At 74.6% G+C, this 25,611-nt stretch carries 22 protein-coding genes and 2 tRNA genes; 8 read left to right on the top strand and 16 right to left on the bottom strand.

Translation table 11 applies throughout. The annotated features are described in order from the left end of the window. Positions 1-8: 8 nt before the first annotated feature. Both glmU and BM142_RS04150 read right to left on the bottom strand, forming a co-directional pair. Positions 9-1,520, bottom strand: a complete 1,512-nt coding sequence (glmU, locus tag BM142_RS04155; protein ID WP_254790525.1) for a bifunctional UDP-N-acetylglucosamine diphosphorylase/glucosamine-1-phosphate N-acetyltransferase GlmU — start codon at positions 1,518-1,520, stop codon at positions 9-11. Between the two features lie 30 nt (positions 1,521-1,550). Further along, positions 1,551-1,623 (bottom strand) — tRNA-Gln (locus BM142_RS04150). A gap of 212 nt (positions 1,624-1,835) precedes the next feature. On the opposite strand from BM142_RS04150, the gene BM142_RS04145 reads away from it, so the two are divergent. Together BM142_RS04145 and BM142_RS04140 are read left to right on the top strand one after the other, a co-directional pair. Continuing rightward, a complete protein-coding gene (locus BM142_RS04145; RefSeq protein ID WP_092195484.1) occupies positions 1,836-2,825 on the top strand; it encodes an acyl-CoA desaturase in 990 nt (329 codons plus the stop codon). A gap of 146 nt (positions 2,826-2,971) precedes the next feature. Further along, positions 2,972-3,610 carry a TetR/AcrR family transcriptional regulator gene (locus tag BM142_RS04140; RefSeq protein WP_254790524.1) on the top strand — a complete coding sequence of 213 codons (639 nt, stop codon included), beginning with the start codon at positions 2,972-2,974 and terminating at the stop codon, positions 3,608-3,610. Positions 3,611-3,677: 67 nt separating this feature from the next. Here the strand turns inward: BM142_RS04140 and BM142_RS04135 are convergent, their stop codons facing one another. The 7 genes from BM142_RS04135 to BM142_RS04105 all read right to left on the bottom strand — a co-directional run bounded on the left by BM142_RS04135 (position 3,678) and on the right by BM142_RS04105 (position 11,571). After that, positions 3,678-4,604, bottom strand: a complete 927-nt coding sequence (locus BM142_RS04135) for a 4-(cytidine 5'-diphospho)-2-C-methyl-D-erythritol kinase (RefSeq protein ID WP_092195483.1) — start codon at positions 4,602-4,604, stop codon at positions 3,678-3,680. Continuing rightward, entirely contained in the window at positions 4,601-5,515 is a 915-nt protein-coding gene (gene rsmA, locus BM142_RS04130; protein ID WP_254790523.1) for a 16S rRNA (adenine(1518)-N(6)/adenine(1519)-N(6))-dimethyltransferase RsmA, read from the bottom strand. Before rsmA ends, BM142_RS04135 begins: the two co-directional genes overlap by 4 nt. After that, positions 5,478-6,563: a resuscitation-promoting factor gene (locus tag BM142_RS04125; protein ID WP_092195579.1), complete on the bottom strand. Its 1,086-nt coding sequence runs from the start codon at positions 6,561-6,563 to the stop codon at positions 5,478-5,480. The genes rsmA and BM142_RS04125 overlap by 38 nt, the downstream gene beginning before the upstream one ends. Positions 6,564-6,884: 321 nt before the next feature. Next, on the bottom strand, positions 6,885-7,721 hold the full coding sequence (locus BM142_RS04120) for a hypothetical protein (protein WP_092195482.1): 837 nt from the start codon (positions 7,719-7,721) through the stop codon (positions 6,885-6,887). A gap of 330 nt (positions 7,722-8,051) precedes the next feature. Continuing rightward, positions 8,052-8,960 carry a TatD family hydrolase gene (locus tag BM142_RS04115; RefSeq protein ID WP_092195481.1) on the bottom strand — a complete coding sequence of 303 codons (909 nt, stop codon included), beginning with the start codon at positions 8,958-8,960 and terminating at the stop codon, positions 8,052-8,054. Continuing rightward, entirely contained in the window at positions 8,957-10,756 is a 1,800-nt protein-coding gene (gene metG, locus BM142_RS04110; RefSeq protein WP_092195480.1) for a methionine--tRNA ligase, read from the bottom strand. The genes BM142_RS04115 and metG overlap by 4 nt, the downstream gene beginning before the upstream one ends. Before the next feature lie 38 nt (positions 10,757-10,794). Continuing rightward, on the bottom strand, positions 10,795-11,571 hold the full coding sequence (locus BM142_RS04105; RefSeq protein ID WP_139228757.1) for a hypothetical protein: 777 nt from the start codon (positions 11,569-11,571) through the stop codon (positions 10,795-10,797). 211 nt (positions 11,572-11,782) lie between these two features. Between BM142_RS04105 and corA the strand changes: the two genes are divergently transcribed. Then, positions 11,783-12,904 carry a magnesium/cobalt transporter CorA gene (gene corA, locus BM142_RS04100; RefSeq protein WP_139228756.1) on the top strand — a complete coding sequence of 374 codons (1,122 nt, stop codon included), beginning with the start codon at positions 11,783-11,785 and terminating at the stop codon, positions 12,902-12,904. A 51-nt stretch (positions 12,905-12,955) separates the two neighbouring features. Here corA and BM142_RS25075 read toward each other — a convergent pair whose 3' ends face one another. Both BM142_RS25075 and rsmI read right to left on the bottom strand, forming a co-directional pair. Beyond that, positions 12,956-13,189 carry an endonuclease domain-containing protein gene (locus BM142_RS25075; RefSeq protein ID WP_254790522.1) on the bottom strand — a complete coding sequence of 78 codons (234 nt, stop codon included), beginning with the start codon at positions 13,187-13,189 and terminating at the stop codon, positions 12,956-12,958. Positions 13,190-13,941: 752 nt separating this feature from the next. Continuing rightward, positions 13,942-14,781 (bottom strand): 16S rRNA (cytidine(1402)-2'-O)-methyltransferase, encoded by an 840-nt coding sequence (rsmI, locus tag BM142_RS04090; RefSeq protein ID WP_092195478.1) that lies wholly within the window; start codon positions 14,779-14,781, stop codon positions 13,942-13,944. Positions 14,782-14,870: 89 nt separating this feature from the next. Here rsmI and BM142_RS04085 point away from each other — a divergent pair, with 89 nt between their 5' ends. Both BM142_RS04085 and BM142_RS04080 read left to right on the top strand, forming a co-directional pair. Further along, positions 14,871-16,391 carry a dolichyl-phosphate-mannose--protein mannosyltransferase gene (locus BM142_RS04085; protein ID WP_092195477.1) on the top strand — a complete coding sequence of 507 codons (1,521 nt, stop codon included), beginning with the start codon at positions 14,871-14,873 and terminating at the stop codon, positions 16,389-16,391. 47 nt (positions 16,392-16,438) lie between these two features. Beyond that, the gene (locus BM142_RS04080) at positions 16,439-17,227 is read left to right on the top strand and encodes an enoyl-CoA hydratase/isomerase family protein (protein ID WP_092195578.1); all 789 of its coding nucleotides are present in this window, start codon (positions 16,439-16,441) and stop codon (positions 17,225-17,227) included. Positions 17,228-17,295: 68 nt separating this feature from the next. Here BM142_RS04080 and BM142_RS04075 read toward each other — a convergent pair. The 5 genes from BM142_RS04075 to BM142_RS04055 all read right to left on the bottom strand — a co-directional run bounded on the left by BM142_RS04075 (position 17,296) and on the right by BM142_RS04055 (position 21,358). Beyond that, positions 17,296-17,369, bottom strand: a tRNA-Ala gene (locus BM142_RS04075). A gap of 107 nt (positions 17,370-17,476) precedes the next feature. Next, complete coding sequence (gene sepX, locus BM142_RS04070; RefSeq protein ID WP_254790521.1) at positions 17,477-18,163, bottom strand: divisome protein SepX/GlpR; 687 nt, start codon at positions 18,161-18,163, stop codon at positions 17,477-17,479. A 165-nt stretch (positions 18,164-18,328) separates the two neighbouring features. Then, complete coding sequence (locus BM142_RS04065) at positions 18,329-18,889, bottom strand: GNAT family N-acetyltransferase (protein WP_256381274.1); 561 nt, start codon at positions 18,887-18,889, stop codon at positions 18,329-18,331. A 55-nt stretch (positions 18,890-18,944) separates the two neighbouring features. Next, positions 18,945-20,396 carry a molybdotransferase-like divisome protein Glp gene (glp, locus tag BM142_RS04060; RefSeq protein ID WP_217640557.1) on the bottom strand — a complete coding sequence of 484 codons (1,452 nt, stop codon included), beginning with the start codon at positions 20,394-20,396 and terminating at the stop codon, positions 18,945-18,947. A 29-nt stretch (positions 20,397-20,425) separates the two neighbouring features. Continuing rightward, positions 20,426-21,358, bottom strand: a complete 933-nt coding sequence (locus BM142_RS04055; protein ID WP_092195474.1) for a UTP--glucose-1-phosphate uridylyltransferase — start codon at positions 21,356-21,358, stop codon at positions 20,426-20,428. Between the two features lie 121 nt (positions 21,359-21,479). Here BM142_RS04055 and BM142_RS04050 point away from each other — a divergent pair, with 121 nt between their 5' ends. The 3 genes from BM142_RS04050 (at position 21,480) to BM142_RS04040 (ending at position 25,604) form a co-directional block, all read left to right on the top strand. Continuing rightward, a complete protein-coding gene (locus tag BM142_RS04050; RefSeq protein WP_092195473.1) occupies positions 21,480-22,817 on the top strand; it encodes an SLC13 family permease in 1,338 nt (445 codons plus the stop codon). Positions 22,818-22,899: 82 nt separating this feature from the next. Continuing rightward, positions 22,900-24,078 (top strand): CaiB/BaiF CoA transferase family protein, encoded by a 1,179-nt coding sequence (locus BM142_RS04045; protein WP_092195472.1) that lies wholly within the window; start codon positions 22,900-22,902, stop codon positions 24,076-24,078. Then, on the top strand, positions 24,075-25,604 hold the full coding sequence (locus BM142_RS04040) for a carboxyl transferase domain-containing protein (RefSeq protein WP_092195471.1): 1,530 nt from the start codon (positions 24,075-24,077) through the stop codon (positions 25,602-25,604). The genes BM142_RS04045 and BM142_RS04040 overlap by 4 nt, the downstream gene beginning before the upstream one ends. Positions 25,605-25,611: the final 7 nt, after the last annotated feature.

Below are 25,611 nucleotides of genomic sequence, written 5' to 3'. Positions count from 1 at the left end.
TGCTGTCCCTACTGCTCGGTGTCCGTCAGGGCGGCGTCGGAGCGGCCTCCCGGAGGTACCTCCGCCCGCTTCTCGGCGGCCTCCGCGGCGTCCGCGGCGGCCGTTCCGGAGCGGCGGCGGCGCACCCAGCCTGCCACATTCCGTTGGGGGGCCCGTGCGACGGCCATGGCACCCGGAGGCACGTCCGAGGTGATCACCGAACCCGCCGCGGTGTAGGCGCCGTCGCCCACGGTGACCGGCGCCACGAGCATCGTGTCCGAGCCGACCCGCACGTGGTCGCCGACCGTCGTGCGGTGCTTGGCCACGCCGTCGTAGTTCACGAACACGGTGGCCGCCCCGATGTTGCTCCCCCGGCCGATGGTCGCGTCGCCCACGTAGGACAGGTGGGGCACCTTGGACCCCTCGCCCACCTCGACGTTCTTCGTCTCCACGAAGGCCCCGACCTTGGCGTCGCGGTCCAGGCGGGTGCCCGGGCGCAGGTAGCCGAACGGGCCGACCGCGGCCTCCGGCCCGATCACCGCCCCCAGGCAGTGCGACCGGACGACGCTCGCCCCCTCGGCGACCTGGCAGTCGACCAGGGTGCTGTCCGGACCGACCACGGCGCCGGTGCCGACGGAGGTCGTGCCGCGCAGCTGGGTGCCCGGTTCCAGGACGGCGTCGGGCGCGACCGAGCAGGTGACGTCGACCCACGTGGTCAGCGGGTCGACCACGGTGACCCCGCTGCGCATCAGGTCGGTCAGCACGCGGTCGTTGAGGGTGCGCCGGCGCTCGGCCAGCTCCACCCGGTCGTTGCAGCCCAGGACGTCGTCGGGGTCACCGGCCCGCACGGCCGCCGTGGGGGCGCCGCCCTCGACCAGCGGGGCGAGGGCGTCGGTCAGGTACTGCTCGCCCTGCGCGTTCCCGGTGCCCAGCCCGGCCAGGACCCGCCGGAGCGTCCCCGCGTTCGCGACGTAGACGCCGGCGTTGACCTCGCGGATGGCGCGCTGCTCGGCGGTGGCGTCGCGCTCCTCGACGATCGCCCGGGGGGCGCCCCGCTCGTCGCGGACGATCCGGCCCAGGCCCGTCGGGTCGTCCACCTCGGCGGTGAGGACGGTGAACACGCTGCCGGCCGCGTCGTGCGCGGCCACGAGCGTGCCCAGCGTCGCGCTGGTCAACAGCGGGGAGTCGCCGTTCAGGACGAGGACGGCGCCCTCCAGGTCGGGGACGGCGGCCAGCGCGACCGCGGCGGCGTGCCCGGAACCGAGCTGCTCCTCCTGGACGACGGGCAGGGCGCTCGGCGCGATCTGGCCGAGGTGGGCCTCGACCTGGTCGCGGCCGGAGCCCACGACGACCACGGTGGTGCCCGCGCCCAGTGGCTCGGCGGCGGCCAGCACGTGCCCGAGCAGGCTGCGCCCGCCCAGGGTGTGCAGCACCTTCGGCGTCGCTGATCGCATCCGGGTGCCCTGGCCGGCGGCGAGCACCACGACGGCGGCCACCGACGGGGACGGCGGTGTGGCGGCGGACGGCTCCTGCAGGGTCACGGATCTCCTCGGACGGACGGCGAGTTCTCGCTGGGGGACTCGGACTCGAACCGAGACTGCACGGCTCCAAAGGCCGGCGGGCTGCCGATTACCCCATCCCCCACCCGCAGGGCGCGGTCGGTGCGGCCCACGGGGGCACCGCGGACCGCCGGCACCCGAGGCGAGCCTAGGGCCGCCGGGCCGTCCGGGCATCCACCGGGAGCCGGGCGGCCGGGTCGCCGGACTCCCTACGCTGCCGTAGGTTACGGGGACGTAGCCACGGCGCCGGACGGTCATCGACCCCGCGCGAGGCCAGACACCGCTCAGGAGTTCTTCTTGTCCGCTCCCGCTCTCACCCGGCCCACGGCTCCCCCGCTCGCGGACCCGTACGCCGGACTGCCCGCCAACGCCATCGGCCGGCACAAGAGCACGCTCGAGATCGTCACGCTCTACGTGATCGTGGCCGTCCCCTTCCTCGCCCTGGCGGTCGTCGTGCCCGCCGTCTGGGGCTGGGGCATGTCCTGGCTCGACGTCGGCCTCGGCGTCGGCTTCTACTACCTCACCCTGCTCGGGGTGACCGTCGGCTACCACCGGCACTTCACGCACGGCTCGTTCAAGGCCAAGCGGCCGCTGCGGCTCGCCCTGGCCGCGGCGGGCTCGATGGCCATCCAGGGACCCGTCATCCAGTGGGTGGCCGACCACCGGCGGCACCACGCCTTCGCCGACCGGGCGGGCGACCCCCACTCGCCGTGGCGCTACGGCACCGACCTGCGCTCGCTGCTCAAGGGGATGTTCCACGCCCACCTCGGGTGGCTGTTCGACCGGCGCAAGACCAGCCAGGAGCGCTACGCCCCCGACCTGCTCAAGGACGGCGCCCTCGTGACGACGAGCAAGCTGTTCGTCGTCTGGGCGTTCCTCAGCCTGGCCGCGCCGGCGGTCATCGGCGGCCTGGTGACCGGCTCCTGGGCCGGCGCGTGGTCGGCGTTCTTCTGGGCCGGCCTGGTCCGCATCGCCCTGCTGCACCACGTGACCTGGTCGATCAACTCGGTGTGCCACGTGGTGGGCAACCGCCCGTTCGTGTCCCGGGACCGGGCGACCAACTTCTGGCCGCTGGCGATCCTGAGCGGCGGCGAGTCCTGGCACAACCTGCACCACGCCGACCCGACCTGCGCCCGGCACGGCGTGCTGCGGGGGCAGATCGACATCAGCGCCCGGCTCATCTGGGTGTTCGAGAAGCTCGGCTGGGCCCGGGACGTGAAGTGGCCCGACCCGGTCCGGCTCGCGGCCAAGCGCCGGGACGCCGCGCCGGCGGCGGCCTCCGCCTGAGAGGAGACCCCGTCCCCTCCCCCGCCGCAGGCCCGGCCGAGCCTCCGACGGGGCCGGTGCCTCCCCCGCCCGGGCGATCCGCGGACAGCGGACCGCCCGGGCGGAGCCGTGAGCAGGGCACGATGCCACCGAGAGAGGGACGCCCCATGACCGGTACGACGCACCCCCGGGTCCGGATGACCGGTGAGCAGCGCCGTCGGCAGCTGCTCGACATCGGGCGCGAACTGTTCGCCCAGCGGGGGTTCGAGGCCACCTCGGTCGAGGAGCTCGCCGCCCACGCCGCGGTGAGCAAGCCCGTCGTCTACGAGCACTTCGGCGGCAAGGAGGGCCTGTACGGCGCGGTCGTCGACCGGGAGATGCAGGCCCTGCTGGGGCGGTTCACGTCGGCGCTGTCGACCCCGGGCCACCCGCGCGGGATGCTCGAGAGCGCCGCGCTGGTCCTGCTCGACTACATCGAGGAGGAGACCGACGGCTTCCGGGTGCTGACCCGGGACGCCCCCGGGACCGGCGGCGGCACCTCGTTCTCCTCGCTGATCGGCGAGGTGGCGCGCAAGGTGGAGCACATCCTCGGCCGCGAGTTCGGGGGCCGCGGCTACGACCCCCGCCTCGCGCAGCTCTACAGCCAGGCGCTGGTCGGCATGGTCTCGCTGGTCGGCGAGTGGTGGCTGGACAACCGGACCCTGGGCAAGCACGAGGTGGCCGCGCACCTGGTCAACCTGTCCTACAACGGACTGGCGCACCTGGAGCCGCGACCGGGTCTGGGCGCGGCTCCGCGGGAGGAGTGACCGCCCGCCTGCAGAGCCGGCCCCCGGTGGTCGGTTCCGGTCCTCGGGCGCCGGCCTGGCCGGCTGCTCAGCCCGCCAGGCGGGCGCCCGCCACGGGGCCGTGCACCGCGCGGACGGTGCGGAAGACACCGGCGCCGGCCAGCTCCGCCGCCAGCCGGTGCGCGTCCGCCTCGTCGGCGACGAGGACGGCGACGGTCGGCCCGCTCCCGCTGACCAGGGCCCCGACGGCGCCCGCCTCGGTGGCCGCCCGCAGTGCGCGGCGCAGATCGGGCCGCAGCGCCAGCGCCGGCGCCTGCAGGTCGTTGTCCAGCGCCGCGGCCAGTGCGTCCGCGGGGCCGCTGCGCAGCGCCGCGAGGAGCGGCTCCGGGGTGGTGAGGTCGCCGCCGTCCGGGATCCGGCCGGCGGCCCGCATCCGGTCGAGCTCGCCGTAGACGGCGGGCGTCGAGAGCCCCTCCCCCGCGATGCCCAGGACCCAGTGCCAGCGGGTGCGGGAGAGCACCGGCGTGACCTGCTCACCGCGGCCGACGCCCAGGGCCACGCCGCCCACCAGGCTGAACGGCACGTCGCTGCCCAGCTGCGCGGCCATCGCCGCGAGGTCCTCGCGGCCGGCCCGCGTGCCCCACAGGGCGTCGAGGGCGACCAGCGCGGCCGCGGCGTCGGCGCTGCCACCGGCCAGCCCGGCCGCCGCGGGGATCGCCTTGTCGATCGCGAGCGTCGCGTCCGCCGCCACGCCGGCCGAGGCGGCGAGCAGCTCGGCCGCCCGCCACACCAGGTTGCGCCGGTCGGTCGGCACCAGGTCGGCGCCACGGGCCGCACCGGTCCCCTCGCCCGTCACGGTCAGCGCGAGCCCGTCGCCGGCGGAGGCCGTCACGGTGTCGAACAGCGAGACCGCGAGGTAGACCGTGCGCAGCTCGTGGAACCCGTCGGGGCGCAGCGGGCCGACGCCCAGGTGCACGTTGACCTTCGCCGGCGCCCGGGCGACGACGGCCGTCACGGCTGCACCGGCTCGGTCGCGGCGAGCCGGGCGAAGTCGGTGACCGACAGCTGCTCCCCCCGGGCGGCGGGGTCGATGCCGGCTGCCCGCAGCCGGACCTCGGCGGCCGCCGGGCTGCCGGCCCACCGCGCGAGCGCCGCCCGCAGCCCCTTGCGGCGCATCGCGAAGGCGGCGTCGACCACCGCGAAGGTGGCCTGGCGGTCACCGGGAGGGGGCGGCCGGCGGACCAGCGCCACGAGCCCGGAGTCGACGTTCGGCTCGGGCCAGAAGACCTTGCGCCCGACCGAGCCGGCCCGGCGGACCTCCCCGTACCAGGCTGCCTTCACGGAGGGCACGCCGTAGGCCGACCCCCCGGGCGGGGCGGCGAGCCGCTCGGCCACCTCGGCCTGGACCAGGATCAGGGCCCGGTCCAGCGTCGGCAGCAGCTCCAGCAGCTGCAGCAGGACCGGCACCGCCACGTTGTAGGGCAGGTTGGCGACCAGGGCCGTCGGCGGCGGCCCCGGCAGCTCCGCGAGGCGCAGGGCGTCGGCGGTGACGACCTCCAGCCGGTCGGCCAGGTCGGGACGCCGGTCGGCGACCGTGTGCGGCAGCAGGTCGGCCAGCCGCGGGTCGATCTCCACCGCCACGACGCGTGCGGCGGCGGGCAGCAGTCCCAGGGTCAGCGAGCCGAGGCCGGGGCCGACCTCGAGGACGACGTCGTCCGGGCGCAGCTCCGCCGTCCGGACGATCCGCCGGATGGTGTTCGCGTCGTGCAGGAAGTTCTGCCCGAGCGTCTTGGTGGGGCGCAGGCCCAGCTGCTGGGCCAGCTCGCGGATGACCGCGGGACCCAGCAGGCCGTCGGCCTGGTCGGGATGGGTGCTCAGCAGCGCCCGATCAGAGGTTCTTGCCGCAGTGCGGCCACTGGCCGGCACCGGAGCGCTGGTACAGCAGCTGGGCGCGGTAGGTCTGCTCGTCGGCCGAGGCCGCCGCCGGGTCGCCGGTGCCGCCGACGGAGTTCCAGGTGGCCTGCGAGAACTGGTACATGCCGCGGTACTTGCCGGTGGAGCTGACCGCGTTCGGGCGGCCGCCCGACTCGCACTGGGCCAGGGCCGCCCAGTTCAGCCCGTCCGCGGAGGGGCTGTTGGCCGGCCGCGGCTTGGTCCCGACGGTGACCAGCTCGGGGACCGGCTCGCGGGTGACGCTCGTGCTGAGCGTCTCGCGGGCGGTCTCGACGCCGTCGACGACGGTGACGCGCACCGTGGAGACCTGCTCGCCGGCCACGCCCTGCTGGGTGACGGTCTCGTCGCCCTCGAGGGCCTCGGGGTTCGCCGTCTCGACCCGCTCGTGCGGGATGGCCGCGGCCTCGGTGATCTCCGAGACCTGCACCCGGAAGACCTGCAGCCGCATCCGGTTCAGCAGGCCCTGGTTCAGGTAGAGGCTGGTGCGGTCGGTCTCGCTCAGCGCGATGCCCTGCTCGGCCAGCAGGTCCCCGGCGGTGGCGGCGGTCGTCGTCACGACGCGCTCCTGGCCGTCGCTGACCAGGACGATGTCCTTGGGCGTCGAGATGGTCAGCTGCATGCCCTCGAGCGGGAGGCGCTCGCTGCGGCTGGCCGACAGCACCAGGCCGTCGGTGCGGTAGCCGAGCTGGGCGAGGGCCTCGTCCACCGACAGCGCCGTCACGTAGACCTGGCGGGAGACGCCGTCCACGGTGAGCTCCAGCGGCCGGGCCCGGTTGAGGACCACGGCGTCGCCGTCGGCGATGGCCTGCTCGGCCGACGGCAGGACGACGTCCTGCGGCGCGGGCTCCAGGCCCTCGGCGTCCAGCACGTCGCCGACCGTCGCGGCGTAGGTGCCGACGGTCCGGACCTGCCCGTCGACGGTGAGCGTCACGGACTTCTGGGCGGCGAAGTAGGCGAGCGTGCCGCCGAGCAGGCCCAGGAGGACCACGGCGAACAGGCTGAGCTGGAGCGAGCGGCGCACGAACACTTCCACAGGGGTCACAGAACCCGGGCAGGAGTCCGGGCCGGCAGCCGGTCGGGCGCGGGCGCCCAGCCGGTGATCGCCGCCCGGATGGATCTCCACCCCGGCTGTCGGTCACGACACGATAACGAACACGGTGCGTGTGGCAATGGTGCACGCGAAGTACAGCAGAGGGATTCGCACGCCACGCGTGGGCGCGCGGGCACTGTCAGTGACACTGAGCGCAGAAGATGCAGGTGGGGCGTCGCGTGACCGCGCCGTGACCGGCGAGCAAGCCCACACCGGGCACCGGCCCGTGTCGTGCGGGGACGGGTGCGTCCGTCAGCCGGCGAGCGCCCGGGCGCTCGACCGCACCGGGCGGAGCCAGGTGATGAGGAACGCGGCGACGGCCACCCCGGAGGCGAGCGCCGAGAAGCCGCCGGCGACCAGGCCGACCGGCAGGAAGTCGTACCCCTCGCTGATCCCGTCGGGGTCGATCCCCGCGCGCAGCAGGAGCACCCCGAGCGGGAGCAGGGCGAGCACCGTGGCGGAGGCGGTCACCAGGTGCGCGGTCCAGGTGCGCAGCGCCTCGTCGACCGGCACGTCCGCGCCGTCAGCCGGCATCGGGCGGAGCAGGATCCGCAGCAGCGCGACCTCGGCCAGCAGCCAGGCCAGGCCGGGAGCCGCGAGGGCGGCGACCGCCACCGGATCCTCCAGCTGCTCCTGCTGCCACAGCGCGACCGTGACCGCCAGCTGGACGAGGACGACGACCCGCATCGTCCAGAGCAGCCATCCCGAGATCTGCTCCGACCGGCGCGGCCGGCGGGCGGGCTCGGCAGTCTTCCAGCGCGGCCGCGGCCGCGTCGCCTCGGCCAGCAGCACGCCGAGGATCAGGCCGACCACCAGGATCGGCACCCACAGGAAGATCGACTCCTCGGCCAGCACGATCACGCCGGCGACGATCCCCGCGATCCCGGCCAGGAGACCCAACCGGCGGACCCGCCGGCCGTGCACGGCCTGACGGCGCAGCGTGCGCATGCCCTCGGCGGTCGGCTCGACGAGCTCGACCCCACCGCCGGCGACCGCGCGGCGACCGGCGGCGAGGCCCCACGCCCGGGCCAGCAGGACGCCCGGGACCAGCACGGCGATGAACAGGAGTACAGCGATGAGGCGGCCCACGAGATGATTGTCCCCCTCTTGTGGACACCGCGGCCACGAACCATCGTCCCGGGTGCGACACCACGGTTCCGGGCCGGCCGCGGACCGACGTCACCGGCCGGCTGTCGACATACATCGCCGCCGGTCGGCGACCCCGATCCCCGCCAGGAGGCGACCCCGATCCCCGCCAGGAGGCGACCCGGATCCCCGTCCGCCGGTCACCCCGATCGTCCTCCGGCGATGACCCCGATCGCCGTCCTCCCTCGCCGTACTGCGTCCTCCCTCACCGCCCACCGTGCGGGAGGACGCGCCATGATCAGGTGAGCTGATCGTGGCGTGGGGCCGGGCCGGTCAGGTGCCGCTGGGCGCGTCCCGTTCCCAGGGGCCGAACACCCTCTCGGCGGTGGCGGTGAGGCGGTCGCAGAGTTCCGCGAGGTCGGTGCCGGTGACCTCGGCGAGGGCGCGGACGGTGTGCGGCACGAGCCGGGAGGCGTTCGGCCGCCCGCGGTACGGCATCGGCGTCAGGAACGGCGCGTCCGTCTCCACGAGCAGCTGGTCGACCGGCGTGAGCGCCGCCGCCTCGCGCAGGTAGCCGGCGTTGCCGAACGTGACGGTGCCGGCGAAGGAGAGCACGTGACCCCGCTCCACGCAGGCCCGGGCGAACTGCGGGTCACCGGAGAAGCAGTGGAAGACGGTGTGCTCGGGTGCACCCTCGTCGTCGAGCACCCGCAGGATCTCCTCGTGCGCGTCCCGGTCGTGGATGACCAGGGCGACGCCGTGCCGCTTGGCGATGTCGATGTGCGCCCGGAAGGACGCCTCCTGGGCCGCCCAGCCCTCGGCGCCGGTGCGGTAGCGGTCCAGGCCCGTCTCCCCCACCGCGCGCACCCGGGGCAGGGCCGCCAGCCGGTCGATCTCGGCCAGCGCAGCGTCGTCGGCCCGGCCGGCACCGGCCTCGTTCGGGTGCAGGGCGACGGCGGCCAGCACGCCCGGGTGCCGCGCCGCCAGCGCGGCCGACCAGCGGGACGACGCCACGTCCACCCCGACCTGCACCAGCCGGGTCACGTTCACCGCGGCCGCGGCGGCGATCTCCGCGTCGACGGCGTCGTCCGGCGCCCACTCCCCGTGCTCGTCGCCGGCCGGCCGCTCCCCCAGGACGATGTCCAGGTGGGTGTGGCTGTCCAGCGCCGGGGCCGGGAGCGGCTCCGGGGACGGCGGAGGCTCGCCCCGCCGGTTCGCGCGGGACGACGCCGACCGGCTCATTCGCCGCCCTCCTCCAGGCGCCGGATCTCGTCCTCGACGATCGAGGGGTCCAGCTTGGTGAAGATCGGCTTCGGGGCTGCCAGCGGCGTCCCGGGTGCCGCGAGCGGCGTGGAGGCCCACACGGCCTGGCCCTGGTCGTAGTCGCCGGTGATGATGGGGTACGGCGAGCCGTCGTCGAGGTCGGTGACCTCCTCGATCCGCGGCGCCACCGACCACACGCCGGTCCCGCCGAGCAGCTCGTGCACCTGCTGCGAGGAGTGCGGGAGGAACGGCGTGAGCAGGGCGTTGCAGTCCTTGATCGCCTGCAGCGCCGTGTGCAGGACGGTGTCGCGGCGGGCGGGGTCCTCCTTGAGCTTCCACGGGGCCTGGTCGGACAGGTACTTGTTCGCCTCGCCGACCACCCGCATGGCCTCGTTGATCGCGGCCTTCTGCCGGTTGCGCGAGAGCAGGTCACCCACCGGGGCGAACGCGCCCGACGTAGTCGCCAGCAGCGCCCGGTCGTCGTCGGTCAGCTCGCCCGGCGTCGGGACGGCGCCGACGTTCTTGGCCGCCATCGACACCGACCGGTTGACCAGGTTGCCCCAGCCCGCCACGAGCTCGTCGTTGTTGCGGCGCAGGAACTCCGCCCAGGTGAAGTCGGTGTCCTGGTTCTCCGGGCCGGCGACGGCGATGAAGTAGCGCAGCGCGTCGGCGTCGTACCGGGCGAGGAAGTCCCGCACGTAGATGACGACCTGGCGGCTGCTGGAGAACTTGCGGCCCTCCATGGTGAGGAACTCGCTCGACACCACCTCGGTGGGCAGGTTGAGCCGGCCGTAGGAGCTCGGCGTGCCGCCCTTGTCGCCCTCGCCGTTGTAGCCGAGCAGCTGGGCGGGCCAGATCTCGGAGTGGAAGACGATGTTGTCCTTGCCCATGAAGTAGTAGGCGTCGGAGTCCGGCGTCTGCCACCACTGCCGCCAGGCCTCGGGGTCCCCGGACCGGCGGGCCCACTCGATCGACGCCGACAGGTAGCCGACGACGGCGTCGAACCAGACGTAGATGCGCTTGTCGGGCCGGTCGCGCCAGCCGTCCAGCGGCACCGGGACGCCCCAGTCGATGTCGCGGGTGTAGCTGCGCGGCTTGAGGTCCTCGAGCAGGTTGACGCTGAAGTTGAGCACGTTGGGCCGCCAGCTCTTGCGCGTGCCCAGCCAGTCGCCCAGCGCCCGGGCGAAGGCCGGCAGGTCGAGGAAGTAGTGCTCCTCCTCCACGAACTTCGGCGTCTCGCCGTTGATCTTGCTGACCGGGTTGATCAGGTCGATCGGGTCGAGCTGGTTGCCGCAGTTGTCGCACTGGTCGCCGCGCGCGCCGTCGTAGCCGCAGATCGGGCAGGTGCCCTCGATGTAGCGGTCGGGCAGCGTGCGGCCGGTCGACGGGCTGATCGCGCCGAGCGTCGTCTTCGGGAAGACGTACCCGTTCTTCAGCAGGCCCAGGAAGATCTCCTGGCTGACCGCGGCGTGGTTGGCCGTCGTCGTGCGGGTGAAGAGGTCGTAGCTCAACCCCAGCGACTGCAGGTCGCCCACGATGATCCGGTTGTTCCGGTCGGCGATCTCCCGCGGCGAGATCCCCTCCGCGTCGGCGGCGACGGTGATGGGGGTGCCGTGCTCGTCGGTGCCGCTGACCATGAGGACGTCGTCCCCGGCCATGCGGTGGTACCGGCTGAAGACGTCGGAGGGGACGCCGAACCCGGAGACGTGGCCGATGTGCCGCGGGCCGTTGGCGTAGGGCCAGGCGACTGCGGTCAGGATGTGGCGATCACTCACGGGTCAACAGTACGGAGCACCGTCGAGCCCGGGCCGGGTCACTCCTGGCTGTGGACGACGGGGACCTGGTCGGCGGTGTCGCCGGTGGTCACCGGGGCCAGCAGGGCGACCGCGAACAGCGTCAGACCGATGGCGGTCAGCGTGGCCGTGGCCAGGCCGGGGTGGATCCGGACGGGGTCCGGTCGGCGGACGCGGGGACGGGGCCCCTGGGCGATCCAGTGCCGCGCGGACGGCGCGCCGGCCAGCAGCAGCTTCCCGACCGGGACGGCCAGCGCCAGCAGCGCGAGGGCGGGCACGGGCAGCGAGGTCGGGTTGTCGAACGGGAAGGCGACCGCGACCAGCAGCAGCCCGACCACCAGGGCCGTCTCGGCGTAGGCGACCCCCACCAGCAGCGACCGGCCGGCGCCGTCGACCATGGCGGCGGCGCTGCCGGCGCAGAGCACGATCCAGCCGGCCAGCAGGACCAGCACCACGGCCACGAGCCACCCGGCGGTGCGCCCGCCGGTGAGCAGCTCGTCCAGGCCGGTGAGCGAGAGGGCCAGGAGGGCGAGCGCCTCGAGGACACCGATCGCACCGACGCCCACGACGGCCACGGGCACCCGGCGCGCGACGGCCTGCGTCGGTGCGGTAGCGGCCTGCGTCGGTGCGATAGCGGCCTGCGTCGGTGCGATAGCGGCCTGCGTCGGTGCGATGGCGGCCTGCGTCGGTGCGATGGCGGCCTGCGTCGGTGCGGCGACGTCCGTGGGCCGCGCCGAGGGCAACGGGCGGAGCTGCGGCACGAGCGTGCCGCGCGCATCGAGGACGGTGGTCGCCATACGGGTCAGCTCGGCCCGCACCGCCGCCGGCTGAACAGCCCGCCCGGTGGTCCTCCCCCCTCCGGGTGAGAGCCGGCCGGGTCGGGCGCGGCGGGCCCGACGGGAGCGTCCACCGGTCCGGTGGGACCGCGAGGCGTCCCGCGGCCGGCCCGGGCCGCATGCCTACGCTGCAGGGGTTCGGCGCCCGGCCGGCGCGGCAGGAGGTGGCCCGATGAGCAGCGACACGTCGTCGTCCGTCCCCCGCCCGCTGCCGCCGTCCGACCCCGACGGCAGCCCCGCCCCCGGGGTCCGGCCGCGCCCCGCCGGCAGTACGCGACCGGCATCCGCCCGCGCCCCCGACATCGACCTCGTCGTCGACTGCGCGGTCTACATCGCCGGTGAGCGGCACGAGCCGGAGCACCCGCACCAGGCGCTGACCTACGCCGAGGAGAAGGGCGGCTTCGTCTGGCTCGGACTGTTCGAGCCGACCGAGGACGAACTGGACGAGATCGCGGCGCGGTACGGCCTGCACCCGCTCGCGGTCGAGGACGCCGTCTACGCCCACCAGCGGCCGAAGATCGACCACTACGACGACGGCGTCTTCATGGTGCTCAAGACCGCGACCTACGTGGAGCACGAGCAGCTCACCGCGACCAGCGAGGTCGTCGACACCGGCGAGGTGATGATCTTCCTGGGCAGGAACTACGTGATCACCGTCCGGCACGGTGACCACGGGGCCCTGACCGGCCTGCGGCGCAGCCTCGAGCAGCAGCGGGACCTGCTGTGCCTCGGGCCGGCCGCCGTCCTGTACGCCCTCGCCGACCACGTCGTGGACGACTTCGTCGACGTGGCCGCGCAGGTGGAGGAGGACGTCGACGAGCTGGAGGCGTCGGTCTTCAGCGACCGGCGCACCGACGACATCGGCCGGCTGTACCAGCTCAAGCGGGAGCTGATGTCGTTGCGCCGGGCGGTCTCCCCGCTGGAGGTGCCGCTGCAGAAGCTGGCCAACCGCCAGGTCGACGTCGTCCCGGACGAGATGCGCTCGTACTTCCGCGACGTGGAGGACCACGCCATCCGGGTGCGCGACCAGGTGAGCGCGCTGGACGAGCTGCTCACCTCGATCCTGCAGGCGTCGCTGGCCCGCACCTCGCAGGCCGACAACGAGGACATGCGCAAGATCTCTGCCTACGCCGGCATCATCGCCGTCCCCACGGCCATCGCCGGCATCTACGGCATGAACTTCGAGTACATGCCGGAGCTGGACGAGCCGTGGGGCTACCCGGCGGTGCTCCTGGTGATCCTCGGCGCGATCGTGCTGCTCTACCGCGGCTTCAAGCGCAACGGCTGGCTCTAGGCGCTCGGCGATTGCGCGGTGAGCGTGGCCACTCGACGCCGATGACCACGCTCAGCGCACGATGCCGAGCGCGGATGCGATCTCGGCGAGCACGCGGCTCGGGTCCTCGTGGTCCGCGGTCGTCACGAACACGACCCGCCAGCCGGCCCCGTGCACCAGGTTGAGCCGCCGGCGGTCGCGGGTGAACTGACCGGGCTCGCCGTGCCACAGCCCGTCGTACTCCACCGCCAGCCTCCGCTCCGGCCAGGCGAAGTCCACCCGGGCGAGGAAGCGCCCACCGTGCACGATCCGGTACTGGGCGAGAGGGCGAGGCAGCCCGGCCCGGAGATCGCCAGGCGCAGCCAGGTCTCGCGCGGCGACTCCGCCAACCCGTCGGCCAGGGCGCAGACCGCGCGGGCACGCGCCGAGCCGGGCCCCTGCGCGAGCGTCGCGTGTGCTCGGACCGGACCCAGGTCGACGATCCCGCTGGCCACCATCCGGTCCACGGCCGCGACCGCCTCGTCGTGCGGGAGCGCGGCGGCGAGCCGCACGGCCGTCGCCTCGGCGGTGGTCACCGGGATGCCGCCGCGACCCCATCGGTCCTCCGGTGGCAGCACCGCCCGCCGGACGACCAGCCCGGGAACGCGGCGCTGGTGGGCGCGTGGCGGCACGGTCACCTCCACGTCGTCCCCGGGCCCGGCGAGCGGAACACCCCAGAGCACGGCCGCGCTGCGACCGGTGACCACCGCCTCCGGCAGCAGCACGGTCGCAGCTCTCGCGCGCAGGACATGGGTGACCGGGACGCCGTGGTGCACGTAGACGCCGGGGAAGAGCCTCCGCCAGGTCGCGCCCCGGAGCTGGTTCGCCGTCAGCAGGCCCGCCCGCACGGCGTCCGTCCCGCGGAAGACGTCTCGCCGCAGCGATGGGGGGACGGACGCCGGACGCACGCCGATCACCGTGGCCGATCCAGCCCACGGACACCGGCGGCGTCCACAGCTGCGCGCTGAGCGTGGTCATCCGCGCCGGATGACCACCCATGGTGCACAAGGACGCAGGAGTCAGGTGCCCTTGTGGGCGACGACGGCGTCGAAGACGGTCCGTTTCGGCAGGCCGGTGCGGACGACGACGGCGCGGATCGCGTCCTTGCGGGTGACGCCGGCCGCCTCCTCCGCGGCCACCGCGGCGGCCAGGGCGGCGGCGTCCATCTCCACCGGGACCGCGGCCGCGCCGGCGACGACGAGGGTGATCTCGCCCTTCACGCCCGCGGCGGCCCACTCCGCGAGCTCGGCCAGCGGCCCGCGCCGGACCTCCTCGTAGGTCTTGGTCAGCTCGCGGCACACCGCCGCCTCCCGGGACTCCCCGAAGGCCGCCGCGGCGTCCACCAGGGCGTCGGCCAGCCGGTGCGGCGACTCGAAGAAGACCATCGTCCGCCGCTCGGCGGCCAGCGCGGCCAGCGCCGACCGCCGCTCGCCGCCGCGGCGGGGCAGGAACCCCTCGAAGCAGAACCGGTCGACCGGCAGGCCGGAGACCGCGAGCGCCGTCGTCACCGCGGACGGGCCGGGCACCGAGGTGACGTGCACCCCGGCCTCGATCGCCGCCCGCACCAGCGTGTAGCCGGGGTCGGACACCGACGGCATGCCGGCGTCGGTGAGCAGCAGCACCGTCGCCCCGTCGGCGAGAGCGGCCACGAGCCCGGGCAGGCGGGCCGTCTCCACCGACTCGTGGAAGGTCACCACGCGGCCGGTGAACGTGACCCCGAGGTCGGAGGCCAGGCGGTGCAGCCGGCGGGTGTCCTCGACGGCGAGCACGTCGGCGGTGGCCATGACCTCGCGCAGCCGCGGCCCCACGTCGCCCGGCTGCCCGAGGGGGGCGCCACCGAGCACCAGCCGTCCGCTCACGCCCCCGAGCCTGCCACGACGATCACGGCCCCCCGCCGCGTGGGCGCGAGCGCCGGGGACCGGCCGTGCCCTGTCACTACCCTGCAGGCATGGCGGTGCTGGCTCCCGAGCAGGCGGGGACGGCACCGCGGCGCCCCGTACCGGCCCGCGCCACCCGACGCTGGCCCCCTCCCCGCCCGCGGCGGGACGTGCGCGCTCCGCTGCCCGACGACCGGCGGCTGTCGTGGATCCTCACCGCGGTGCTCGGCGCGGCGGCGCTCGCCGTCCGGCTGTGGGGCATCAGCTACCCGCGGGACCTGCTCTTCGACGAGGCCTACTACCCACGCCACGCGCACGAGCTGCTGACCTGGGGGTTCGAGTACAACCGGGGCTACTCCTTCATCGTCCACCCGCCGCTGGGCAAGTGGCTGATCGCGGCCGGGGAGCAGCTGTTCGGTTACGACTCGTTCGGCTGGCGGTTCCCCTCCGCGGTGGCCGGCACGATCGCCGTCGTCGTCCTGGTCCGGCTGGCCCGGCGGCTGACCGGGTCGACCCTGCTGGGCCTGCTGGCCGGGCTGCTGCTCGCGCTCGACGCCTTCTCCTTCACCCTGTCCCGGATCGGCCTGCTCGACGTCTTCCTGCAGGTCTTCGTCGTCTCCGCCGTCGCCTGCCTGGTGGTGGACCGGGACGTCGTCCGGGCCCGGGTGCGGGCCATGCAGGGCGGGCCGGCGCGGATCGGGCCGCGTGGCTGGCGGATCGCGGCCGGCGTCCTGTTCGGCTGCGCCTGCGCGGTGAAGTGGAGCGGCGTCTGGTTCCTCGCCTTCTTCGCGGTGCTCAGCCTGTTCTGGGACCGGGCGGCCTGGCGCGAGGCCGGCGTCCCGAGCCCCACCCGGACGACCGTCCGCCGCGGTCTGCCCGGCGCGCTGTGGGCGCTGGCCGTCGTCCCCGTGCTCACCTACCTGTCGTCGTTCACCGGCTGGTTCCTCGGCGAGACCTCGCAGGGGAAGGCGTGGGCGCAGCAGAACCCGGACACCGCCGTCCCCTGGGTGCCGGACGCGCTCCGCTCGCTCTGGCACGAGCACGCCCAGTGGCTGCGGTTCCACAACGAGCTGTCCTCGCCGCACCCCTGGGAATCCGGGCCGTGGTCGTGGCTGGTAAGCGGCCGGCCCATCCTGCTGTGGAACCCGCAGGGCCTGACCGACTCGGCGGGCGACCAGGTGATCCGCTACATCCTCATGCTCGGGACGCCGACCCTCTGGTTCGCCTTCACCCCGGCGGTGCTGTGGCTGGGCTGGCGCATCGTGGCGCGGCGGGACCCGGCGGCGATCCCCGTGGCGGTGGGCATCGCGGCCGGCTGGCTCACCTGGTTCGTCAGCCTGGACCGGACGATGTTCATCTTCTACATGGCGCCGGCGGTGCCGTTCTTCGTCCTGGCGGTGGTGCTGGTGCTGCAGGACGTCCTCGGCGGCCGGGGCGCCGACCCGCTGCGGCGCCAGGTCGGCCTCGTCGTGGTGTGCCTCTACGTCGCGCTGGTCGCGGCCACGTTCGTCTTCTTCTACCCCGTGCTCACCGGCCAGCCGCTGTCGCACCCGGAGTGGCTGCTGCGGATGTGGTTCCCCTCCTGGTTCTGACCGGTGGCCCGTACGGTGACGGCGACCGGCCGGACGAAGGGACGACGATGACCGAGGACCGCCCCGCCGTGCGCACCGAGGCCGACGGCGACGTCTGGCGGATCACCCTGGACCGGCCCGAGTCGGGCAACGCCCTCACCCCGGCCATGGCCACCGAGCTGGCGGCGGCCTTCGGCGAGATCCCGGAGCACACCCGCGTCGTCCTGCTGCTGGCCGAGGGGCCGCGGTTCTGCGTCGGCGGGGACGTGCGGTCCTTCGCCGATGCGGACGACCCGAGCGCGTTCGTCGGGCAGCTGGCGCACGACTGGCACGAGGTCATCCGCGCCGTCCTGCACTGCCCCGTCCCGGTCGTCGCCGGCGTGCAGGGCGCGGTGGCGGGGGCCGGGGTCGGCCTGATGGGCGCCTGCGACCTGGTCATCTGCGCCCGGACGACGAAGATCCGGCCGGCCTACGGCGCGATCGGCTTCTCCCCCGACGGCGGCACGTCCTGGGCCCTCGCCCGCGCGCTCGGGGCCCCGCGCGCGCTCGACCTGATGCTCACCAACGGCGCGCTGACCGCCGCCGAGGCCCACCTGACCGGGCTGGTGGCGCGGCTGGTCGAGGACGACGAGCTGCGCGCGACGACCGAGCAGGTCGCCCGCGAGATCGCCGCGGGGCCGGTGCGGGCGATGGTCCGCACCCGTGCGCTGGTGCGCCGGGCCGCGACGCGCACGCTCGAGGAGCAGCTGGACGACGAGGCGCAGCTCATCGCGGAGTCCGCCGCCGACCCGGAGGGCCGCGAGGGGGTGCGGGCATTCGTCGAGAAGCGGGCGCCGGACTTCCGCAACGCCCGGTAGCGGCCCCACCGACGACGAACGCCGCCGGGGCGGTGGCCCCGACGGCGTCGGCTGGTGCGGTGAAGGTGTGGAGCTGAGGGGAGTTGAACCCCTGACCCCCTCGATGCGAACGAGGTGCGCTACCGGACTGCGCCACAGCCCCTTCCCCGGTGACTTTACCGTCCCGACGCGAGGACGCCACCACCGGGTGGCCCTCCTGCCGGGACCCGCCGCGGACGTGCGCGGGGCGGGGGCAGGAGGGCCGGTGTCTCAGCCGTTGGCCGCTCGCGGCTGGTACTCGTCGATGTCGGCGAAGCCGATGTCGTCGTCGTCCAGGCCGACCACGGCGCTGTGCTGCCAGCCGGCCGGGGCCGGGGTGCGGGCGGCGACCACCCGGCCGACCGGGAACGCGTGCACCGGGGCCAGCGGGAGGCTGGGGTGCTGGAGCTGGGGCAGGTCCTCCTGCGCCACCGTCTCGTGCACCGCCGGCGCCTCGCGCTGCACCGGGACGGGCGGCGCCGTCGGGGTGCGCATCGCCGCACGAGCGGCGGCACGGGCGGCGCGGCGGGCGGCGAGCCGCTCGCGGCGCGCGACCTTGCGCAGCACCAGCACGTAGCCGACGACGGCGACGTCGAAGAGGCCCTGCGCCACCCACAGCCAGGGGCTGTAGACCAGCGCACCGACCAGCGTCAGCACGGTCAGGGCCACGAGGCCCGCCAGGGTGCGACGCCGGACGGCGTGCACGTCCACCTGCAGCTCACCACTGGTGCGCAGCAGGTCACGGTCGATCGACACCCGCTCGGTGTCCGCGTGGACCACGGGGTCCACCGTCCGCCGGCGCTGCAGCGTCCGACCGGAGTCAGCCAGCCCCAACCGGCCGGTCTGCGCGTCGCCGCGGGTCACCACCATGGGCACCAGCACGACGAACCACAGCACGACCAGAGCGGCCAAGAGCACGCCCGATCCCATTCGAACACCACCTGTCACATGAGTCACTCGCAGAGGCGAGGTTAAGCAGGTGGGCGGGTGCGGACCGGGAGGCGCGCGGTGTGTCGCGGAGGGTTTCTGGTGCCCGTGTGACGACAGGGGCGTGTCGCCCGACCGGTCCGCCACCGGCACCGCTCAGCCTGGTATGCCGCGCCGCCACGAGGCCAGCACGCCGCCGGGCACGTCCTCGGCCAGCAGCGCGTACGCGTAGTGGTCCCGCCAGGCGCCGTCGATGTCCAGGTAGCGGCGCAGCAGGCCCTCCCGCTGGAAGCCCAGCCGCTCGACGAGCCGCTGGCTGGGCAGGTTCTCCGGCCGGATGTCGGCCTCCACCCGGTGCAGCCCGACGTCGCCGAAGGCGTGGTCGCAGACCAGCGCGACGGCCAGCGACGTCATGCCGCGGCCGGCCACCGCGCGGTCGATCCAGTAGCCCAGGTAGCCCGACCGCAGCGCCCCGCGGACGACGTTGTCCAGGGTCACCTGCCCGGCCAGCCGGCCCTCGACGCGGACGGCGAAGGGCAGCGAGGTGCCGTGCCGGGCCCGCCCGTTGACCACACGGCGCATCGCCCGGTAGGCCGCCGGGGTGTGCCGCTGGGCCCAGGGCACCGCGCTGGTCGGCTCCCACGGGCTCAGCCAACCCTCGTTGGCCAGCCGCAGCCGGCTCCACTCCCCCGCGTCCCGCCACCGGAGGGGGTGCAGCTCGACGGGCCCCCAGGCCAGCCGCGCCGGCCAGCCGGGGTGCAGGGGGTCCAGCTCAGCCGCCGAGCAGCAGCGGCATCACGGTGACCAGGCCGCCCGCGGCGACCTGCGTGACGTCCTCGTCGACGACGATCAGGCAGTTGGCGCGGGCCATGCGGGCCAGCAGCGCCTCCGTGCCGTCCCCCACCGGCTCGACGACGTAGCCGCCGTCCGGGTGGCGCATGACCGTGCCGTGCAGGTACTGCCGGTACCCCAGCGGGGACACCAGCTCCTGCCCGGCCACCGCCTGCACGGTGCGCCGGAACAGCTGGCGCTTGCCCAGCATCAGCCGGATGGCCGGGCGGACGAACACCTCGAAGGCGACCAGCGCGGCGACGGGCTCGCCGGGGATGCAGATGACCGGGATCTCGTCCCGGCCCAGCCGCCCGAAGCCCTGCGCCGGGCCGGGGTGCATCGTCACCTGCCGGAAGCGCATGTCCCCCAGCGTGGCCAGGGCCTCCTGCACCGGGTCGAACCCGTCGGTGGCGAAGGTGCCCGCGATCAGCACGAGGTCGCTGCGCAGCAGCTGGCTCTCCAGCACCTCGCCGAGCCGCCGCGGGTCGGTCGGCAGGATGCCCGACCGGTAGGCCTCGGCCCCGGCGTCCCGGGCGGCCGCGGCGAGGGCGTAGCTGTTGACGTCGACCACCTGGCCCGGCGCCGGCGCAGTGCCGATGTCGACCAGTTCCGTGCCGGCGGAGAGAACGGCGATGCGGGGCCGCGGGCGGACCAGCACCCGCTCGCGTCCGACGGCCGCCAGCAGGCTGATCTGCGCGGGCCCGATCGGCGTGCCCACCTGGACCGCGACGTCACCGGGCGCGACGTCCTCACCTGTGCGGCGGACGTAGCCGCCCGGCGGCGGCCCGGACTGCACGGCGACCCGCACCGTGCCCTGGTCGGTCCACACGGCGGGGACGACGACGTCGGCCCCGGTCGGCAGCATCGCGCCGGCGGCCACCTTGACGGCGAGGCCGGGGCCGATCGACGCCTCGGCGCCCGCCCCGGCCACGGTCTCCCCGACCACGGCGAGCTCGACCGGCACCTGCGGGGTCGCGGCCTCGACGTCGTCGGCCCGGGCGGCGTACCCGTCCAGCGCCGCCTGGTCGAAGGCAGGCAGCGCGCGCCGGCTCTCCACCTCCTCGGCGCAGAGCAGCCCCTGCGCGTCGAGGACGGCGAGCTCGATGGGGTGCGGCTGGGGCACCGCGGCCAGGATCTCGTCCAGGTGGCGCTCGACGGTGCAGATCAGGTCCAGCGGGACCGACTCGGTGGTCGGCAGCGGGATGGGCCCGTCGACGACGTCGCGCGGTCCCGGGACCGGGCGGCTCGCCGCGGTGGGGGACGGGGTCACCAGCCGCGCGCCCGGCACCCCCACCGGGCCGCTCGCCCGGGGTGGCGCCATCGACATGTCGACCTGTGCGGTGTCCCGGTGCGCACCGGCCACGCCGCCCTCGCCGTCGAACGAACCGTTCATCCCTGCGATGGTGCCCTTGCCGGACCCGGTCAGGACGACGACGCGCCCTCGTCGGGCAGGTCCGCGACGAAGTTCCGCAGGAACTCGCGGAACGGCTCGCCGAGATCGTCGCGCTCGGAGGCCAGGCGGACGACGGCCTTGAGGTAGTCCAGCCGGTCGCCGGTGTCGTAGCGGCGCCCGCTGAAGACGACGCCGTGCACCGGCTCGCCGCGCTCGACGAGGGTGGCCAGCGCGTCGGTCAGCTGGATCTCCCCGCCGCGGCCCGGGGCGGTCTCCCGCAGGACGTCGAAGACCGACGCCGAAAGGACGTACCGGCCGATGATCGCCAGGCTGCTGGGCGCCTCGTCGACCGGCGGCTTCTCCACCAGGCCGGTCACCCGGACCACCTCGTCGCCGCCGGCGGCCGGGGAGGCACCGGGCTCGACCGCCACGGCGCCGTACTTGTCGATGTTCTCCCGGCCGACGTCTAGCAGGGCGATCACCGAGCCGCCGTGCTCGGCCTGCACGGCGAGCATCTGCTCGAGCAGGTGGTCGCGGGCGTCGATGAGGTCGTCGCCGAGCAGCACCGCGAACGGCTCGTCCCCGACGAAGGCGGCGGCCTGCAGCACGGCGTGGCCCAGGCCCTTCGCCTCGCCCTGCCGGACGAAGTGGACCTGCGCGACGTCGGTGGACTCGTGCACCGAGGCCAGCCGGCTGTCGTCGCCCTTCTTCTCCAGCGCCGTCTCCAGCTCCGGGTGGCGGTCGAAGAAGTCCTCGATGGCGGCCTTGTTGCGGCCGGTGACCATGAGCACCTCGGGCAGCCCCGCGCGGGCGGCCTCCTCGACGATGTACTGCAGCGCCGGCCGGTCGACGACCGGGAGCAGCTCCTTGGGCACGGCCTTGGTGGCGGGGAGGAAGCGGGTGCCCATCCCCGCGACGGGGATGACGGCCTTGCGCGCCGGACGCGGGGAAAGGCTGGTCATGGCGGCAGCCTAGCCAGAGCCGCGGGGACCACCCGTCCCCGCTCCGGCGGCCGGCAGGCGGTACCGGCCGGTCACTGGGACAGTGAGCGGGCCTCATCCCCCCGACGTCGCGGGAGCGCCCGTGTCCCCTGAGATCATCACCATCCTGGCGCTGGTCGTGATCTTCGCGATCGCCACCTTCCTGCCGATCAACATGGGCGCGCTGGCCTTCGTCGCCGCCTTCGTCGTCGGGACCCTGTCGGTCGGCCTCAGCACCGACGACATCATCAGCGGCTTCCCGGCCGGGCTGGTGCTGACCCTGATCGGGGTCACCTACCTGTTCGCCATCGCGCAGAACAACGGCACGGTCGACCTGCTCGTCCGCGGCGCGGTGAAGCTGGTCGGCGGGCACGTCGCCGCCATCCCGTGGGTGATGTTCTTCGTCACCGCCGTGCTCACCGCGATCGGCGCACTCTCCCCCGCCGCCGTCGCGATCATCGCGCCGATCGCCCTGACCTTCGCCGCCCGGCACGGGATCAGCCCGCTGCTGATGGGCATGATGGTCATCCACGGCGCCCAGGGTGGCGGGTTCTCCCCGATCAGCGTCTACGGCGTCACGGTGAACACCATCGTCGAGGGCGAGGGCCTGCCCAGCAGCCCGCTGGCGGTGTTCCTCGGCGCGCTGTTCTTCAACATCGCCATCGCGCTCGTGCTGTTCTTCGTCCTGGGCGGCCGGAAGCTGATCGGCCGCAAGGTGGGCGCGGAGCCGATCGCGCACACCGAGCACGCGCACGGGACCCTCGTCCGCGGGCACGGTGCGGCACCGGGACCCGGCGTGGGTGGGGACGACGACGAGCACATCCACCCCGACCGGCCGGAGCCGGTCCGCTTCGAGCAGGTCCTCACGCTGATCGGGCTGGTCGTCGTCGCCGTGCTGGCGCTGGCTTTCGACCTCGACATCGGGTTCGTCTCGATCACCGTCGCCGTCGTCCTGGCGCTGTTCTCCGCGCAGCAGCACAAGGGCGCGGTCACCCAGATCAGCTGGTCGACGATCCTGCTGATCGCCGGCGTGCTCACCTTCGTGTTCGTCCTGGAGGAGGCCGGCACGATCGACTACGTCGGCGACGCGGTCATCGGTCTCGGGGTGCCGCTGCTGATCGCGCTCCTGCTGGCCTACATCGGGGGCATCGTGTCCGCGTTCGCGTCCTCCACCGCGATCATCGGCGTCGCCATCCTGCTGGCGGTGCCGTTCCTCGAGGCCGGGGACATCAGCGCGATCGGCGTGGTGGTGGCCCTGTCGGTGGCCTCGACCATCGTCGACGTCAGCCCGTTCTCCACGAACGGCGCGCTCGTGCTGGCCAACGCGCAGGACGTCGACCGCGACCGCTTCTACAAGCAGATCCTGGGCTACGCAGCGATCGTGGTGGCCATCGGACCGCTGCTGGCCTGGCTGGTGTTCGTCGTCCCGGGCTGGCTGTAGACCCACCCTGGTCGAAATGCCTTAGCGCTGAGAGACTGCACGGAGCTGCCGCGGCCAGCGGGGGCGAGGGAGGGAGATTCCTGTGTCCGGACCTCTCGACGGCGTGCTCGTCGTCGACCTGACCCGCGCGCTCGCCGGCCCGCACGCGGCGATGATGCTCGGCGACCTCGGTGCCCGGGTGATCAAGGTGGAGAGCCCCGGCAGCGGGGACGACACCCGCGGCTGGGGCCCGCCGTTCGTCGAGCCGGAAGGGGGCGACCGCGAGTCGACCTACTTCCTGTCGACCAACAAGAACAAGGAGTCGATCACCCTCGACCTCAAGGACTCCGCGGACAAGGCGACGCTCACCGAGCTGCTGCGCCGCGCCGACGTGCTGATGGAGAACTTCCGGCCGGGCACGCTGGCCCGGCTCGGGTTCGGCACCGACGTCCTCGCCGAGCTCAACCCGCGGCTGGTGACCCTGGCGATCAGCGGGTTCGGCCACGACGGCCCCGAGGGCGGCCGGGCCGGCTACGACCAGATCGCCCAGGGCGAGGCCGGCCTCATGTCGCTCACCGGACCCGGCCCGGACGACCCGCAGCGGGTCGGCGTCCCGATCGGCGACCTGCTGGCCGGCATGTACGGCGCCTACGGCGTGCTCGCCGCGCTGATGGAGCGCGAGCGCACCGGCCGGGGCCAGGTGGTGCGCACCTCGCTGCTCGCCGCGATCGTCGGCGTGCACGCGTTCCAGGGGACGGCGTGGACGGTGGCCGGGAAGGTCGGCCACGCCCAGGGCAACCACCACCCCTCGATCGCCCCGTACGGCCTCTTCCACTGCAAGGGCGGGAGCGTGCAGCTCTCCTGCGGCAGCGAGTCGCTGTGGCGCAAGCTGTGCGCGGAGTTCGGGCTCGACGCCGAGGCGCCGGGGCTGGCCACCAACGGGGAGCGGGTGGACCGCCGCCAGGAGGTCATCGAGCTGCTCGAGGGCGCCTTCGCCGACATCGCGCCCGAGGACCTGCTCGCCCGCCTCGCCGCCGCCGGCATCCCGGCCGGCAAGGTGCGCACCATCGACGAGGTCTACGGCTGGGACCAGACGCTGTCGCAGGGCCTGCTGGTCGACGTCGACCACGCCACGCTCGGCCCGCTGCAGCTGCCCGGCCCGCCGCTGCGGTTCTTCGCCGCCGGGCCGGACGGCGAGACCGAGACGACCCGCCGCGAGCACAGCGCGCCCCCCGTCCTCGGTGCCGACGGCGACGCCATCCGCGCCTGGCTGCAGTCGTGACGGGGAAGCCCGCCCGGCTCGACGCGCGGTCCCTCCGGGACCTCGTGCTCGACCCGGGCTCGTGGACGTCGTGGGACTCGCCGGTCGTCCGCCCGGACGTGTCGGCCGAGTACGCCGAGGAGCTCCGGGCCGCCGCGGAGAAGTCCCGGCAGGACGAGTCGATCATCACCGGCGAGGGCCGGCTGCGCGGCCGCCGCGTCGCCGTCGTCGCCGGGGAGTTCGGCTACCTGGCCGGCTCGATCGGGGTGGCGGCCGCCGAGCGGCTGATGAGCGCCGTGGAGCGGGCCACCGACGAGGGGCTGCCGCTGCTGGCGGCGCCGGTGTCCGGCGGGACGCGCATGCAGGAGGGCACCGTCGCGTTCCTGCAGATGATCGGGATCACCGCGGCCATCGCCCGGCACAAGGAGGCGGGGCTGCCCTACCTGGTCTACCTGCGCAACCCCACGTTCGGCGGGGTGCTGGCCTCCTGGGGATCCCTCGGCCACGTCACCATCGCCGAACCGGGCGCCTCGATCGGCTTCCTCGGGCCCCGCGTCTACCAGGCCCTCTACGGCGAACCGTTCCCCGAGGGCGTGCAGACCGCCGAGCACCTGGCCGAGCGCGGGCTGATCGACGCGGTCGTCCCGCACGAAGAGGTCGCCGACCTGGCCGACCGGGCGCTGCGCGTGCTCGCCGCCCGCCAGACGTGGCACACCGACGTCCGGGGTGCCGAGCGGCCGGGACCGGAGGACGGCGCCGACGCCGACGACCCGGAGGACCACCGCACCGCCTGGGAGGTGGTGACCGCCTCGCGCCGGGAGGACCGCCCGGGCGTGCGGCGGCTGCTGCGGACGGCGGCCACCGACGTCGTCGGCCTGTCCGGCACCGGGGCCGGCGAGAAGGACCCCGGCCTGCTGCTGGCCCTGGCCCGCTTCGGCGGCGCACCGTGCGTCGTGCTGGGGCAGGACCGGCGAGGGCAGAGCATGTCCGCGCCACTCGGCCCGGCCGCGCTGCGCGAGGCCCGGCGCGGGATGCACCTGGCCGAGGAGCTGCGGCTGCCGCTGGTGACGCTCATCGACACCCCCGGCGCCGCCCTGTCGCGCGAGGCCGAGGAGGGCGGGCTGGCCGGCGAGATCGCCCGCTGCCTGCACGACCTGGTGATCCTCAAGGCCCCCACGCTCGCGGTGCTGCTCGGGCAGGGCACCGGTGGTGGCGCGCTGGCGCTCGTGCCGGCCGACCGGGTGCTGGCCGCCGCGAACGGCTGGCTGGGCCCGCTGCCGCCGGAGGGCGCCTCGGCGATCGTGCACCGGACCGTCGACCGCGCCGACGAGATGGCCGCCTCCCAGGGCGTGCGGGCCACCGACCTCTGGCGGGCCGGCATCGTCGACCGGGTGGTGCCCGAGTGGCCGGACGCCGCCGACGAGCCGACCGAGTTCTGCCTGCGTCTCGGGCGGGTGCTCGGCGAGGAGCTGGCCGGGCTGCTGGGGCGGGACGACACCGAGCGCTTCCGCAGCCGGCTGCACCGCTACCGCCACCTCGGCCGCTGACCCCCGC

The sequence above is a fragment of the Blastococcus tunisiensis genome, from assembly GCF_900112815.1.
In the GTDB taxonomy this organism is placed as follows: Bacteria; Actinomycetota; Actinomycetes; order Mycobacteriales; family Geodermatophilaceae; genus Blastococcus_B; species Blastococcus_B tunisiensis.
This window is presented reverse-complemented; position numbering and strand designations above follow the sequence as displayed.